17 protein-coding genes are annotated in these 14,712 nt (G+C 46.2%); 10 read left to right on the forward strand and 7 right to left on the reverse strand.

Translation table 11 applies throughout. From position 1 onward, the window contains the following. Nucleotides 1-43: 43 nt before the first annotated feature. Nucleotides 44-610 carry a PilZ domain-containing protein gene (locus E4665_RS10000; RefSeq protein WP_135348655.1) on the reverse strand — a complete coding sequence of 189 codons (567 nt, stop codon included), beginning with the start codon at nucleotides 608-610 and terminating at the stop codon, nucleotides 44-46. Nucleotides 611-784: 174 nt separating this feature from the next. Between E4665_RS10000 and tnpA the strand changes: the two genes are divergently transcribed. Both tnpA and E4665_RS10010 read left to right on the forward strand, forming a co-directional pair. Continuing rightward, complete coding sequence (tnpA, locus tag E4665_RS10005) at nucleotides 785-1,219, forward strand: IS200/IS605 family transposase (protein WP_135348656.1); 435 nt, start codon at nucleotides 785-787, stop codon at nucleotides 1,217-1,219. A 308-nt stretch (nucleotides 1,220-1,527) separates the two neighbouring features. After that, nucleotides 1,528-1,902 (forward strand): DUF423 domain-containing protein, encoded by a 375-nt coding sequence (locus tag E4665_RS10010; protein WP_422067254.1) that lies wholly within the window; start codon nucleotides 1,528-1,530, stop codon nucleotides 1,900-1,902. Between the two features lie 173 nt (nucleotides 1,903-2,075). Here E4665_RS10010 and E4665_RS10015 read toward each other — a convergent pair whose 3' ends face one another. Both E4665_RS10015 and E4665_RS10020 read right to left on the reverse strand, forming a co-directional pair. Next, the gene (locus E4665_RS10015) at nucleotides 2,076-2,582 is read right to left on the reverse strand and encodes a hypothetical protein (RefSeq protein ID WP_241654796.1); all 507 of its coding nucleotides are present in this window, start codon (nucleotides 2,580-2,582) and stop codon (nucleotides 2,076-2,078) included. A 478-nt stretch (nucleotides 2,583-3,060) separates the two neighbouring features. Continuing rightward, nucleotides 3,061-3,939: a LysR family transcriptional regulator gene (locus E4665_RS10020; protein WP_135348657.1), complete on the reverse strand. Its 879-nt coding sequence runs from the start codon at nucleotides 3,937-3,939 to the stop codon at nucleotides 3,061-3,063. Between the two features lie 120 nt (nucleotides 3,940-4,059). Here E4665_RS10020 and E4665_RS10025 point away from each other — a divergent pair, with 120 nt between their 5' ends. Further along, a complete protein-coding gene (locus tag E4665_RS10025; protein WP_135348658.1) occupies nucleotides 4,060-4,995 on the forward strand; it encodes a DMT family transporter in 936 nt (311 codons plus the stop codon). Nucleotides 4,996-5,099: 104 nt separating this feature from the next. Here the strand turns inward: E4665_RS10025 and gerQ are convergent, their stop codons facing one another. Both gerQ and E4665_RS10035 read right to left on the reverse strand, forming a co-directional pair. Next, a complete protein-coding gene (gerQ, locus tag E4665_RS10030) occupies nucleotides 5,100-5,642 on the reverse strand; it encodes a spore coat protein GerQ (RefSeq protein ID WP_135348659.1) in 543 nt (180 codons plus the stop codon). Nucleotides 5,643-5,684: 42 nt separating this feature from the next. Continuing rightward, on the reverse strand, nucleotides 5,685-6,107 hold the full coding sequence (locus E4665_RS10035; protein WP_135348660.1) for a cell wall hydrolase: 423 nt from the start codon (nucleotides 6,105-6,107) through the stop codon (nucleotides 5,685-5,687). Nucleotides 6,108-6,403: 296 nt separating this feature from the next. On the opposite strand from E4665_RS10035, the gene pta reads away from it, so the two are divergent. Beyond that, nucleotides 6,404-7,396 carry a phosphate acetyltransferase gene (gene pta / locus E4665_RS10040; RefSeq protein ID WP_135348661.1) on the forward strand — a complete coding sequence of 331 codons (993 nt, stop codon included), beginning with the start codon at nucleotides 6,404-6,406 and terminating at the stop codon, nucleotides 7,394-7,396. 460 nt (nucleotides 7,397-7,856) lie between these two features. Here pta and E4665_RS10045 read toward each other — a convergent pair whose 3' ends face one another. Then, a complete protein-coding gene (locus E4665_RS10045) occupies nucleotides 7,857-9,029 on the reverse strand; it encodes an FTR1 family protein (protein ID WP_135348662.1) in 1,173 nt (390 codons plus the stop codon). A gap of 572 nt (nucleotides 9,030-9,601) precedes the next feature. After that, nucleotides 9,602-10,075 carry a hypothetical protein gene (locus E4665_RS10050; RefSeq protein ID WP_135348663.1) on the reverse strand — a complete coding sequence of 158 codons (474 nt, stop codon included), beginning with the start codon at nucleotides 10,073-10,075 and terminating at the stop codon, nucleotides 9,602-9,604. A gap of 330 nt (nucleotides 10,076-10,405) precedes the next feature. Between E4665_RS10050 and E4665_RS10055 the strand changes: the two genes are divergently transcribed. The 6 genes from E4665_RS10055 to E4665_RS10080 all read left to right on the forward strand — a co-directional run bounded on the left by E4665_RS10055 (nucleotide 10,406) and on the right by E4665_RS10080 (nucleotide 14,640). Further along, nucleotides 10,406-11,179, forward strand: a complete 774-nt coding sequence (locus tag E4665_RS10055; RefSeq protein ID WP_135348664.1) for a V-type ATP synthase subunit I domain-containing protein — start codon at nucleotides 10,406-10,408, stop codon at nucleotides 11,177-11,179. Between the two features lie 37 nt (nucleotides 11,180-11,216). After that, on the forward strand, nucleotides 11,217-11,594 hold the full coding sequence (locus E4665_RS10060; protein WP_135348665.1) for a GntR family transcriptional regulator: 378 nt from the start codon (nucleotides 11,217-11,219) through the stop codon (nucleotides 11,592-11,594). Beyond that, nucleotides 11,591-12,283: an ABC transporter ATP-binding protein gene (locus E4665_RS10065; protein ID WP_135348666.1), complete on the forward strand. Its 693-nt coding sequence runs from the start codon at nucleotides 11,591-11,593 to the stop codon at nucleotides 12,281-12,283. The genes E4665_RS10060 and E4665_RS10065 overlap by 4 nt, the downstream gene beginning before the upstream one ends. Beyond that, the gene (locus E4665_RS10070; protein ID WP_174845477.1) at nucleotides 12,273-13,214 is read left to right on the forward strand and encodes an ABC transporter ATP-binding protein; all 942 of its coding nucleotides are present in this window, start codon (nucleotides 12,273-12,275) and stop codon (nucleotides 13,212-13,214) included. Before E4665_RS10065 ends, E4665_RS10070 begins: the two co-directional genes overlap by 11 nt. Continuing rightward, complete coding sequence (locus tag E4665_RS10075; RefSeq protein WP_241654797.1) at nucleotides 13,207-14,163, forward strand: ABC transporter permease; 957 nt, start codon at nucleotides 13,207-13,209, stop codon at nucleotides 14,161-14,163. Before E4665_RS10070 ends, E4665_RS10075 begins: the two co-directional genes overlap by 8 nt. A gap of 183 nt (nucleotides 14,164-14,346) precedes the next feature. Beyond that, entirely contained in the window at nucleotides 14,347-14,640 is a 294-nt protein-coding gene (locus tag E4665_RS10080) for a hypothetical protein (RefSeq protein WP_135348667.1), read from the forward strand. The last annotated feature ends 72 nt before the right edge of the window (nucleotides 14,641-14,712 follow it).

Raw genomic sequence — 14,712 nt, forward strand, 5'->3', positions numbered from 1 at the left:
ATTGGCAAAGAATAAACCGCCGGAGCTTATGCCCGGCGGTTTTTCAGGTCAGTGATTTATTGAACGCGGTTCTTCTCTCTTCCAAGTCAATCGCATTGATCAAGGATTGAATCTGAGTCTCATCGGCGGCACTCAAATCTTTGAACTGGACACCATAATGGACATGTGTATCGCCGCTCTTCTCTTCTTTACGGAGGACGTTGCCGCTTAGGTCGAACGAGAAATTGTGCGACTCGAAAATCACTTCAACATGGACGCGGTTCCTGATCGGGAAGTCAATATCACAGGTAAACTTCAAACCACCGACGCTGATATCCATGACCTCGCCATCGAGCGTCTTGTTATTCAGTGCCTGAAGATTTTCCTCTTTAAAATCGATCACTTTAATGGTGCATTTTTCATGATTTAGCGGCACTCTTCTGAATTTACGCCGTTCTTTTAGCACCGCGATAATATTCTGATCCTGGTTCACATTATTTTTGAGTTCGCTGATTTTTTTCTGCTTGCTCTGCAGAACATGCCGGTAATAAAAATAAAAAATCGTTCCAACGACAAGAATAGTCAGAATGACCAGACCGATCAGTCCGGCAATCTGAAGAAAAGGGGACATTACAAAACACCTCTGAGTTTTTTAAGGAGATCAGTCGATCTCCTTAAAACATTCATTTTAGTCAACGAACTCTTGGTCCAAACCCACTGGCTTTCAGCCAGTAGATCCTTTCAGGACTCGATGGCACTTCAGTGGCCTCTGAAAGGTCTGCTATAATAAATCCAGGTGAGAAAAATGGGTTATATCCACTATGGAAGCCACACAGTTTATGATATACAGTATCACATTGTGTGGACAACTAAATATCGCTATAAAATTCTGCATGGGAAAGTAGCAGAGCGGTTAAGAGAACTTATACGGCAGGGGTGCGAAGCAAGAAACATTAAAATTGTTCGAGGAAGTATAGGGAAAGAACACGTGCATCTATTGGTGTCTTGTCCGCCTAATATTGCACCGAGCAAACTGCTTCAATATCTTAAAGGGCGTTCTTCAAAAATGTTACAAGAAGAATTTAAGGAATTGAGACAGAGGTACTGGGGGCAACATTTATGGGCATCCGGATATTTCTGTCGAACCGTTGGGACAGTAACAGAAGAGACGATTAAGCAATATATCGAAAATCAAGACAATGGTAGAGATGATGAAACTTTCAAGATAGTAAAAGATTGAGTTTCACTCGAAACCTTGAGCATGCTTAAGCATGATATTTTTAACCGGCTTTAGCCGGAACTGCGACTTTTAGTCGCAAAAGAAATCCCTGTACTTTAGTGCAGGGTGGTTTAGAAAAAGCGGCATAACTCGATTAATTTTCACAAATTATACCACTGCTCGAAAGTGGGCAAAAGCGGTACTCATGGACTTTCCTAGAAAATTTATTCGAGAGCAATGCGCCCAAACTGGTTTCGAATCATAAAAATGTTAAAATAAACGGAGAAAAAGGGATCTGACTTGAGTTGATCCCTGGAGGGGCTGATCACGTGAAACTTATAATGACTATTGGCGCAATTCTTGCCTTTTTATCGGTGGCGTTTGGCGCGTTTGGTGCACATGTACTAAAAGAACGGTTGGGTGCCCATTACCTATCTATTTTCGAGACCGGCGTTCAGTATCAGATGGTCCACAGTCTTGGGCTGATTCTCATTGGCATTCTTGCTTTGACCGCATTCCGGGGCTCAGCCGGACTCCTTCAATGGGCGGGTCTGCTGATGATCGCCGGTATCGTCCTTTTTTCCGGAAGCCTCTATGCGCTGAGTATCAGTAGAATCAACCTTCTGGGGATTATTACGCCGTTCGGTGGCATCGCGTTTTTAATCAGCTGGGCACTTGTTGTTGTGGCATTTCTTAAGGCCTGAAAAATAACTGATCAGTCAGCCTGCAGTACATTCAGAGTTCTTCCGCATGTGTAAAGAGTTCCATTTTGAGGTGCACGCAAGTGATGTCACATTAAAAACGCTGTTGACGAGTTTTCAACAGCGTTTTATAGTAGCACCATTTGATCAGCTACAAATGGATTTTTCTAGAAAAATCATTTTATTGTTGTCTCGGCTGGGGTAAAAGCTTCCCATTGATTGTATTGACTTTCAATTTCAGTAATAAACCAGTTCATTTCTTCTTCTGTACTTCGTTCTACAGTTATTACTTTTTTGTACTTCCCGAAGTTTCTATATGAACTTTGTAAGTTATATTCTAATGTAAATTGAATTTTTGTATCACTAATCTTGGCTGTTTTTACTACTTGGAGATCATCCACCCATGGGCTTGACTGTCCCGTAGTCCACCTCAATTGTTCAAATTGTTTTTTAGTTTCTTCTTGTAATAGCGGCGATAACATGGCATATTGGACAGCACCACTTCGATTATTGATACCTAAAATCCACAAATCAACTGCTTGTTTTGGATCGTTCGTTTCCAAGCCATACATAAATGACATTATTTGATCTTGTAAGGGCTGTTGCTTCTCATCAGCTAATACAGAATCACTATGTGATAGCAATAATGAAAGAGCGATCACTATGGGGATCAAAGCATGCATTAAATCACCTCTAAGGTTATTAATCCCTACGAGATGAAGAATGATACAATCGTTCATCTGTTCATGGTACATATGTATTTTATTCAATTCATCTGGCGATTAAATGAATGACATTCAAATCACAATCAAATTTACATTCGTTATCATGGATATACGCTAAAAATAAACGCGTGAAACACAGTGTGGTTAATTTTTTGCACCCCAAAAAGAAATCCCGTTACCCGACGGATCATTGACTAGGAAAATAAAGAAATGGACCTGTGGTTTACGATCCGTTAAGAGGCTTAAGCTATCCGCTAAGGGCACAGCGGAAGACCTTGCGAAAGGCGAACCGGAAACTTCTGAGTTCCGATAAAATCGCTTGAGTTCTGATATATTTTACTGAGTTCCGAAAAAATCGTTTGAGTTCTGATATATTTTGCTGAGTTCCGATAAATCTGTCTGAGTTCTGATATATGTTCTTGTTGCTCCACATCCATCAAGCGAGATCCGCATCCAGTCCGATCACCTGCTTCGTTACAGCGACAAACTGTTTCGCGGCAGGTGACGGATGGAAACCGGTGGCAAGGCCGATGGTTCGGTAGCTGTCCGTTTCGAGCGGGATGGCTTTCAGCGGCGCAATGTCTTCGGGAAGGACTAACTCAGGGAGGATACTGATACCGAGATGATGGGCAACCATCGCCAGAATTGCATTTTCCTCCATCAGTTCAAAGCGGACATTGGGGTGAACATGGTTCTCAGCGAGAATCCGTTTGACTTCATGATAACCGCCGAATGCCGGCATAATAAACGGTACCTGTTCAATCTGGTCAAAGGAGATCGCGAGTTGATCATACAAGGCGCTTTCCGGAGACACGATGCAAAGAATTCGGTCCTTGAGAAGCGGAGTGACTTTCAGCTGATCTGAATGAAATTTATTAACAAAGCCACAATCCAGTTTGCCGCTGATCGTCTGTTCTTCAATCTCCTCATAATTTCCTTCCGTCAGCCGGATTTTTACCTGAGGATAAAGATTGTCCATCGTCTGGATGATTTGCGGCAACAGGTGCCGGGAAACACTTGTGAATACACCAACACAGAGTGTCCCCGCCGTCACGCCAAGAATAGCCGAAGCTTCCTGATGCAGTTTCTCATTATCCTGAAGGACACTTCGTATAGACGGGAGGAGCTGAGCCCCTTCACGGGTCAGGGTCATCCCTGATCGGCTCCTGCTGATCAGCTGAAACCCGAATTCCGTCTCAAGACCCGTGATTGCGTGGCTGACCGCAGATTGAGTCAAACCAAGCTGATCCGCAGCTTTAGTAAAACTTTTCAACTCCACAACCTTAATGAAAATCTCATACTGTACCAGACTCATCAGCTGTTCCACCTCCATGAATAAAATTCATTACTTTAATTATAAACATTCATTTTATTAATGCAAAAACAAAATGTATACTAAACTCCGGAGTTAATAACAAACGGAAGAGATGAGCATATGAGTCGGCAAAAAGCGGACTTAATCCTGGTTATGGTTATGGCGTTTTGGGGATCGTCCTATTTGTTTATGAAAACAGGGCTAGAGAGCTTGGGAATCTATAATCTGATCGCTCTCCGGTTTCTGCTTGCTTTCGGGATCACCGCAGTTCTTTTTGCCGGCAAGTTGCGCCGTACGGACAGGAGAACCCTAATTTACGGAATGATTCTTGGGATTGTCCTGCTCGGTGTTTTTGTGTCCATTATGGAGGGAATGAAATCGACGTCCGCTTCAAAAGCCGGATTTTTGGTCAGCCTGACGGTTGTTTTCGTGCCGCTTCTGAGTGCTCTTTTTTTTCGGAATAAGCCTGAATTCAAAATTATTATCGGAGCGGCCGTTTCTTTACTCGGCATCGGTCTGCTCACATGGAACGGCCGGATCACTCCCGAATCCGGCGACCTCTACTGCGTACTCGGTGCATTTTTTAACGCATTATACATTCTGCTCGCCGGCCGGTTTACGAAGCAGGTAAATCCGGTGACTCTGGGTATTTGGCAGATGGGATTCACAGGCGTCCTGGCGCTCATGATCGCATGGATCGTCGAGGGACCTCAAATACCGGAAACGACGGGATCATGGATTTCCGTTCTCGGACTGGGCATCGTCTGCAGTGCAGCCGGTTATATGCTGCAGACGATCGCCCAGAAATACACCTCGTCGGCCCACGCGGGACTGATTTTTACACTGGAGCCTGTGTTCGCGGCAGCTTTCGCTTTTATTTTTGCGGGAGAAATTCTTTCAGTGAGAGGTTATTTAGGCGCGGGACTGGTCATGGCCAGCATCTTGATCATGGAAGTTCATTTTAAAGAGATACATATCCCTCATTTTAAAGTGCAGAAAGCAGTTCCTTTGTTTCAAAAAGCCGGGGAACAAAAAGGTGAACGGACACATATGTAATGGTTCCTGTGAAAACAGGAAAACGGCACATTTTGCGGACACCACAGCCTGTCCGCTATTTAAATAGAAAGCCGGCCGGCGTACAGCCTGGCTTTCTTCATTGGTTAAGGCCTTCCACCCGGCTGAGCCGGCGCAAAGGGATAACTATAGTTCATCGGCCCTTCGAAAGTCACGTAATTAACGAAAACCATCGGGATAAGAAATCGTGTAATTGAATTTTCATCTTTTATAATCACATGATCGCGCCCGGCGGCTTCAACGGTTCCGGTAAAGACTTTGGCGTTCCATTCTCTATTGCCCTCAAAGGTACAGTAAACTGAGGCTTTTTTCCCAAGATTGAGCCTTAAGATGTTTTCGATGTAGGACTGTTCGACAAGTATCGGTGCGGCCGGGACCGGCTGCATCTGGCCTGGAACCTGGCCTGCGGGCGGAACAGGTATGGTTTCAGATGGAAAAGGGAAGGGAAGTGTCTGGGGCGCAGGCGAAGGCGCACCGGACGGCTGGGTGAATTGCCCGGCGAAGGGAAAAGAGCCGGTCCCTGTTTGCTGTGGTGGCGTCTGCTGCCTGGAAAAGTCCCAGTTCTGACCGCCGTCTGAACTGAAAGAAGCGCCGTACGGCCAGTTTTCAGGTGGAAATTGCGTGCTCATGTTGAATCACTCCTTATATCTTGATGTAGTTCTCGAGACGGCTTAATAAACATCAGGACAGACAGACTGTGAAGGCGAAAAGAAACAGTGGGCTTTAAAGCGGCCGGTGTTCCATTGATTAAACCATTGCGCCGGACATGCGCCCACGGGCTGGAAAAACCAAAGCGCGTTGGATGCGGGATGGAAATGCTCACCGTTGAGCGCGCGCCGGGCGAGCCGCTTATCCTGAGATCGGGCCGCCTGATAGAAGTATCCCTTCTGAGTGGCCTCGAACCCGCCTGGACTCTGGAAGACCATCTGCGAAACACTTCTGATATTGCGAAAATCCAGGCAGTTACCCAGCACCCGGTTGACCCCGACATTTCCGACCATCAGCATGCCCAGATGACCGTCACCTTCAGCCTCTGCCCGCATCAGACGGGCCAAGAGCGAAACATCGCTTGATGAAAACTGAATGGCAGGCATGGATGCACAAGCCTCCTTATCATAAAAATGCAGGCTTTTCTCAGTTCATTCATTTTACGGATCAAAGACATATTAAGGATATGCTGCCTGCCGGGAAAGATGACAGAAAAAACAACCGGAGTCCATTCTTTTCGGTATCTTAAGCCGCCTATCATATTTTAAAATTTTGTGACAATAATGACAGCGCTACCAAAATCTGCTCGCCCGATTTCCCGATTCCCGCTGTATGAAGACGGCTTTTAGTTTATACTTAAAAGAGATGCAGGTGCACGTAAAATTGGGAGGCGAATCGCACAATGGCGGATTTGTTTGACAAGCTGGAGGCCGAAATAAAGGAGAACAGGCCCACCATCGTTTTTCCTGAAAGTGAGGACGAACGTGTTGTGGCGGCGGTCAAAAAGCTGGCAGTGAACGGCACAGTTCTGCCAATCCTGATCGGAAAAATTGGAGAAGCTGATGAAGAGTTAAGAAGGCTGGCGGCTGAGCGAAAGATCCTGTTCAGACACCCTGATACAGAAAAAAATATGGAATTTCTGATCCGCGAGCTTGTGGACCGGAGAAAGGGAAAGACGGATAAAGCTCAGGCCACGGAATGGCTTCAGGACCCGGGTTATTACGGCACGATGCTTGTATACACGGGAGAAGCCGACGGCCTGGTCAGCGGAGCGGCCCATTCGACGGCATCGACCGTTCGCCCGGCCCTGCAGATCATCAAGGCCCAGCCGGGCAAAAAGCGTATTTCCGGCTCCTTCATCATGGTCAGGGGCGAAGAGGAATATGTCTTCGCCGACTGCGGCATCAATATCTCGCCGGACAGTGAAACACTGGCTGAAATTGCCGTGGAATCTGCCGAAACAGCGAAGCTTTTCGGTATTGATCCGAGAATCGCCATGCTCAGTTTTTCAACGAAAGGCTCGGCAAAGGATCCGACCATTGATAAAGTAACGGAAGCGGTCAGACTGGCAAAAGCGAGGGCGCCCCAGCTGCTGATCGACGGAGAGCTGCAGTTTGACGCGGCGTTTGTTCCGGAGGTTGCCGCAAAGAAAGCGCCGGATTCACCACTTAAAGGAAGGGCGAATGTCTTCATTTTTCCCAATATCGATGCCGGCAACATCGGCTATAAAATGGTTCAGCGCCTGGGCGGCTTCGTCGCGATCGGCCCGGTCCTGCAGGGGTTAAACAAACCGGTCAACGATCTATCTCGCGGCTGCAACGCCGACGATGTTTATAAGCTGGCTCTGATCACCGCAAAACAGGCACTCAGTGTGCGCAGCCACCAGAACGCTTGATAAAACATCCTATTAATTTAAAAAAGAGGTCTGTCCAAAATTGGATGGATCTCTTTTAAATTTTTTTGACGGATCGGTTCACACGTCAATAAACTGATTTCGAATCCTAGGCAAGTCCTGGACATGCCTGGGATAGGCAGTCACTCTGCCATCCTTGTTATTTCGAAAATCGCTACTTTTTCCGACGAAGAAACTGATTTCCTTAATTATATATAGGGGCAGGAAGCGAATAAGAAAAACGGAACGAATACGAAAGTCCGAAATTATTGATAGTTTGCTCGATTTCATCGATAGCTTGCTGGATTTTATCGATAGGTCCTTTCTACTTATCGAAAGATTACAGATTTTTATTGATAAAGCTGCATCGTTCATTGATAAGCTCCATTTTTGGTCCTAAAAAAAGCCCATTTCCTATTGTTCCGGAAACGGGCTGAGCACTTCAGCTTTTCAAAGCGTAAAATCAATTTTCCTCAGTCGTTTTTTTTGTGCGGGAAGTAAACTTCTGACCGCGGATAAAAATAAAGATGAAAATCAGCAGGGCAAGCAGTTGCGGAATCGTGCTGTACCAGGACGGGAAAATACTCAGGCCGTTGAACGACGGAAGCGCGTCCGAGATGGTGGACGGGAGTACGCCCGCCATTTGCAGGCTGTGAATCCCGGATCCCATAAACTTAAAGCACAGGTAAAAAACGATGATGCTTGACACGAGGAAGAAGGGACGGAGCGGCAGAATCGCGCTAAGTCGCAGCATCAGAAATCCGATGACAGTCAGTATGCCAAGGCCAAGCGCAATGCCGAGAACCAGTTTTGACGCTGGCATCCGCCCGGCCAATCCAAAGAGAAAAATAACGGTTTCGAGACCCTCTCGGAGTACGGCGACAAATGCGAGCACGGCGAATATGGTCATCCGGCGCAGGCTAAGAGCCTGTTCGGTCTTAGAGCGGATGAACTGATTCCAACGTGTGATATCCGCGTTACGGTGTAGCCAGTAGCCGACATAAAGCAGCATCAGGCTTGCCAGGACACCCGACCAGCCATTGATGAGCGAATTATTAGTGCCGAACGCTTCTGTTGAAAACAGGAAAGTAACCAGTGCACCGATTGCCGTGCAGACGAGGATGGCGAGACTTGTCCCGCTCCAGACCCAGATTTTGGCCTGCTTTGAACCGGCCTTTTTCGCAAAAGTTAAAAGCCCACCAATGACGAGCACGGCTTCGAGTCCCTCACGGATCGGGATTAACGCGGCATCCCAGACCCCGTAATTAGCCGACGCCAGCGGCTGAAGATTATCGATCATTTCATCGATTACGGGCAGCGCTTTTTCACGGCTGGACGGACTGGACAGATAGCCATCCATCATTCCAAGGCTTTTTTCTGATTTTTCATAGACACCATGCGACTGGCTGACCACATCACCTTCGACGGACATCCAATCCTTCTTCAGCTGCTTCACCTGAGCAGCGGCTTTTTCCCAGTCTCCGTCCTGCATCGACTGTTTGGCTCCGCCCAATTTCTCGATGTAGGCAGGCAGAGAGGCGTTCGCGTCCTTGGCAAAGGACGGGATCGGATTCAGCACCATGAATAAAGCAATAAGGGACACGATAAAACCTTTCATGTATCTGGTGACAAGCATTTATTAACCCCCTGAATAATTAGCAATGATAATCATTATCAGTTGTATAAAACTAATTTTATAAAACCGTCATTGAGCTGTCAATAAAATTCTGAGTGGTCGGGCAGAGAAAACGTTGGCAGATTCCACTGATAAGCCAAGAATGAACCCGCTGGTCCCGCGTTGAATTGAAAAAAAAATTTAGATGAACGGGCCGCTCCATTCTGAAAATGAAATTTTTATTGATATTTTCCCTTTTTGCTGATCATCTTTGCAAGTCTGTTGACAGAGCGTATTAAAGGGGCAGGTTTGGGACCTTATCTGATCCATTTCCTTCCGTGTTTCGTAAAATAAGCTTCAAGTATTCACTCATTGTGCCGTTTCCCTCAACGGTTCATCTAGTGGGGCCACTCCGCTAATAAAAGTAAAATGCCACAAACAAAACACCGTTGATTCATTTGCCATCAACGGTGTTTGAGTGATCAACAGGCCGATTTTTTTACCACGATTGAATAGGTGCATTCGCGTGTGTTTAACGATGCATTTGCTTGTCTGCACATCAAGATGGAATCTGCTAATGCCACAGACACTGCTTATTTCTGAGGGTGGAAGCCTTCTTCAATCAGATATTCTTTCGCTTCCTTATACGTGCGGAATGTGCCATCAAGAAGGTCGCCGGCGTATACATTCCAGAGCTCATTATCATAAATCACTTCAAGCTTCTGCCGGTCGCGGTTGCTCCAGATCTCATGATCGATGCCATCAGCGGTATTCACTTCATAGATGCCCTCCGGCGAAAGCGCGTGGATGGCCTTCTCAAGTATTGTACGAAGCTCGTCTTCCGAAAAATCACGGATGTTCACTAATCCCTTTTCGTCCGTTTCGTATCCGTCAATTCCCCGTGCGTACACATAACCGTTGCCGTTAGGATGCAGGTGAAAAACGACGTTCTTTTTATCCGCCGCACTTTCCGTATACTGAAAATTAAGCCGGCTCAGCGAAACTTCCTTTTTTTCAAGCTCGGGAAAGGATTCAATGACCGACAGTTTTTGCTGATAATCAAGCATGAATGAACCATCAACTCCAATTTTATATCGTTCTTCACTAAATTATAGCATAACGGAAAGCGGCTGGGGAAGAAGGGCTATGGCTGATATCATCAGGCTGAACTCGGTGAAAATCTGATAATCGATACGTAAGTTCCGATATTCGACAAACGAGTTCTGATAGTCGACAAGTAAGTTCCGATATTCGACAAACATGTTCCGATAAACCAGCTGAAAAAGATTCCCATTCATTGAATTTTCTGTAGCTGAAGTATATTGACATCTTTTTACATCTAGTGTACTATATGCCTAATACATTAATACTCGAACTTTTATTGCGGGGGATGGATGATGACGGCTTGGAGGGCTTTATTTAAAAAAGAAATACGGCTAGGCAGTCTTGGATTTTTTGTTTTTCTTGGTTTTGAACTGGTGCTAATGGCTTTTGGAGTATGGCTGTATTTTCGTGCTCTTCAAGATGGAGGCGTAGGATATCGTTCAGTGATGTTTATTATTGGAGTCGTTCTTATGACGTTACATTTCTTTTATCTTTTCGGTTATCTGATTGTCAACGCCATTCAAGAAAGAAAGACGTTTCATCTTTGGTTAAACAATCCACTGCCCGCCTGGTCAATGCTAGGAGCAAAGATGGTTGTTGGTCTGATCTATATGACGCTCTCTTTTTTGGTAGCAAGCATTTATACGTGGATTGGTTCCCTATTGATTCCGTATGTCTCACTGCCGGCTGGAGTCCATGTGTATCGGACCGCTACTGTGCTAATTGCCTACCTGTACTGGGTGGCTCTCTATATCGGAATAGTATTCATGTTTTTATGGACAATAGAACGTATTATCCGCTCCAGAATCGGCAGACTTGTTTGGATTATTCTTCCAGTTGGTGTGATTCTTATGATCTTATTATTGGTGAAATTAAGTCAGTGGGGCATTCTTGCATTTTTCTATAATTGGGGAGAACTGCCGTCCTCGGTAGCCAATTTCTTGCTGCCTTATTCATTTTTTCATGGTCATATCTATATCGGTAATTTTGTTATGGATCTCCTGGTCATGGCTCTTCTCTTCGCGGGGTCCTCCTGGCTGATGGACCACAAACTGGAGGTGTCCTGATCGATGAACAGAAATCTATTTAAGGAGGTTGATCCGGATGGCAGAATTGTTCAATACATCCGCTCCAATTTATCTCCAGCTGTGTGACCGGATCAAAAACAAGATCATTCGCGGAGAGATCGGCATCGGTGGCCAGCTTCCTTCCGTGCGCGATCTGGCTATCGATTCAGGGGTCAACCCGAATACCGTGCAGAGGACTTATCGCGAACTGGAGGAGGCGGGGATTGTGGAGAAGAGAAGGGGACAGGGCACTTTTGTCACTGAAAATCAGGAGATCCTTCAGCGAATGCGTAACCAGCTGAAGCAGCAGCATATTTCCGGCTTTGTCCGCGAGATGAGTGAAATGGGCTACTCGAAATCGGAAATGGTAGAAGGGCTTCAAAATTATTTTAATAAAAAGGAGGAAAAGCCGTGATCCAACTCGAAAGTGTTTCAAAGCGCTATCTGACAAAAAAGGCATTGAATGGCATCAGCTTTCAGATCGAGCCCGGCCACATCATCGGACTGATCGGCTCGAACGGCAGCGGGAAATCGACAACACTGAAACTAATTTCCGGGCTGATTCGTCCCACAAGAGGCACGGTTCTCGTCGATGGAGAGATCGCGAACCGCCGGATTTGCAGCAAGGTCTCTTATCTTTCAGAGCTTGACAGCTATTATTCTTTTTTTACCGTGAAAGAGACCGTCGATTTTTACGAACAGACCTTCAGCGATTTCAACCGAAAAAAAGCCGAGGAAATGCTCGATTTTATGAAGCTGGATCGAAACCAGAAGGTGAAACACCTCTCCAAAGGAAATCGAGGCCGGCTGAAAATCGTTGCTGCACTGGCCCGCGACGTGCCCTACATATTGATGGATGAGCCGCTTTCGGGGCTGGATCCGATGGTGCGGCAGTCGATTGTCAGAAGTTTGATCTCATTTATTGATCTGGAAAAGCAAACGGTGGTCCTAACCACCCATGAGCTGCAGGAAATTGAGCCATTGCTCGATACGGTGATTCTGATTAAGAACGGCGAAATTTTGGATGTAAAAAGTGTCGAGGAGATCCGCAGCACGGAAAATCTCAGTTTAGTCGATTGGATGGTGAAAGAGTATGGGAATTAACACAGAACCGCAGAAGCAGCCTGCGGTGAAACTGGAACATGTCACGAAGAAGTTCGGCAGTAAAACAGTCATTGATGACCTCAGCTTTGAAATTTACGGCGGCGAAGTGTTTGGTTTTCTCGGGCCGAACGGGGCCGGCAAAACGACCACAATCCGCATGATTGTTGGCCTGATGCGGATGACAAAGGGTAACATTTTTATTCAGGGACACAGCGTTAAAAGTGAGTTCAAACAGGCGATGCGCCAGGTCGGCGCAATCGTCGAGAATCCGGAGATGTATAAGTTCCTGACAGGCTATCAGAACCTGGTGCATTATGCGCGGATGATTCCCGGCATCAGCAAGGAACGGATCATGGAAGTTGTCAAACTCGTGGATCTGGAGGACCGAATCCATGAGAAAGTGAAAAAGTACTCGCTCGGTATGCGGCAGCGATTGGGCGTGGCTCAGGCGCTGCTTCACCATCCGTCCGTACTGATTCTTGATGAGCCGACGAACGGCCTCGATCCACAGGGGATTCACGACTTGCGCAATTATCTGCATGAGCTGTCCCGTAAGGAAGGCGTGGCCGTTGTTGTCTCCAGCCATCTCCTGTCAGAAATGCAGCTGATGTGTGACCGGATCGGCATTATTAAAAAGGGCAAACTGATCGGCGTTGAAACGGTCAGTGATTTCATGGGTGAAGGCGAAGGGAAAGTGCGGTTTACGGTTGACGATGGACAGTCGGCCGCACAGATTGTGAAGCAAAAATTGTCGCTGGATGCCGCATCTATCGAATCCGATGCCATTGAATTGGCGATTGAACATGAAAAGATTCCGGTGGTTGTCGATACACTTGTCGTCAGCCAGGTGAAAATTTATGGGGTTGTTTCAGTGACCCAGTCTTTGGAAGACCGGTTCCTTGAAGTGACGGGAGGTAAGAGCGTTGGCTAATTTTCTCGGACTGATTCAAAATGAAAATATGAAAATTTATCGCAGAAATTCGGCAAAAGTTTTTGCAGCAATTTTGATCGGGTTGCTTCTACTCGGCGCGCTCATTGTAAAATTAAACGCACCGGAGCACCCTACGCAGGACACGCACTGGAAACAGAGCCTGCAGCAGCAAAACACGCAGTACCAGCAGGCGTTGACCCAGATGAAGGATAACGACTCCTATCAGAACTACTACAAAAGCCAGATTGCCATCAATCAGTACCGGATCGACCACAATATCGCTCCGGACCGTCAGATGACACTCTGGAGCTTTGTTGAAAATGCGACGCCGATTATGATCCTAGTCATCAGTATTTTTACCATTATTGTTGTGGCCAACTCCATCGCGAGCGAGTTCAATACAGGAACCGTCAAGCTCCTGATGATCCGGCCGATCTCCCGGACGGAAATCCTGCTTTCGAAATATGTGTCATCCCTGTTGTTTTCTCTCCTGTGCCTCGTCGTCTTGTTCCTTTTTTCGTGGTTGATCGGCGGCTTGTTCTTCGGATTCAGCGGGGGCGAAGCGCATCTCAGTTATATCAACGGAGCGGTGCATGAAACCAGCTGGGTTCTGGCTACCTGGCAGAATTATCTTCTGGACGCTGTCAAGCTGATTATGATGGTGACATTGGCCGGTGTTATCGCCGCATTATTCCGAAACGGTGGGCTGGCCATCGGCTTGACGATCTTTCTCATGATGGGTTCCAATACGATTTTGGCGTTGATCAGCCAGTATGACTGGGTCAAGTACGTGCTGTTTACCAATATGGATCTGAATCAGTATTTTAATGGTCAGCAGACCCGTAACGACATGTCGCTCGGCTTTTCGCTGATCGTGCTTGCTGTTTATTATGTTGTTTTTCTGGGGGCCGGCTGGCTGTTCTATACCAAACGGGACATCAAAGCCTGATCGAAAAAAATCTGAGGGGTCGCAAAATGCTGCGACCCCCATTTTTGTATTTCTTTTCATAGATATTGGAATTTTATCGTAATGACAGGTACCGTTCAGGGAAAGTTCATAATAGACATGTAAGATCAATAAAGTAAATAGAAAAATCCCGGAAACCAATGATGAATCCGAGGAGGAAAATTAATGAAGAGTATTTTTTCTTTCAAAGTCTATGCGGTGGCCTTTCATGTCAAACAAATGATACGGTTTTATCGGTATTGCGAAAAAATGCAGCAGACGGTCTATGTTTACGGAAAAAGTAAAGTGGAGCAGATCCACCAGCTTCCGGAACTTCTGTCCGTACTGATTGCCAATCTGTCCCGCGATGAAGAATGCTTGGTCGTGGTTGAAGGCGACAAAGCGGGGCAACTGAAAAATGTGCTTGCGACGCTCAGAAAACGTATGGTCCTGGAAAATAAAGCTGTGTGTTTCGCTTAAATAAAGAAGATCAAGGGGAAAAAGCACCCCGATCCTTGAATTCAATAGGACAAAAACAGCTGTTCTCTTTGG

It is taken from the genome of Sporolactobacillus shoreae (assembly GCF_004684935.1).
GTDB classification, from domain to species: Bacteria; Bacillota; Bacilli; order Bacillales; family Sporolactobacillaceae; genus Sporolactobacillus; species Sporolactobacillus shoreae.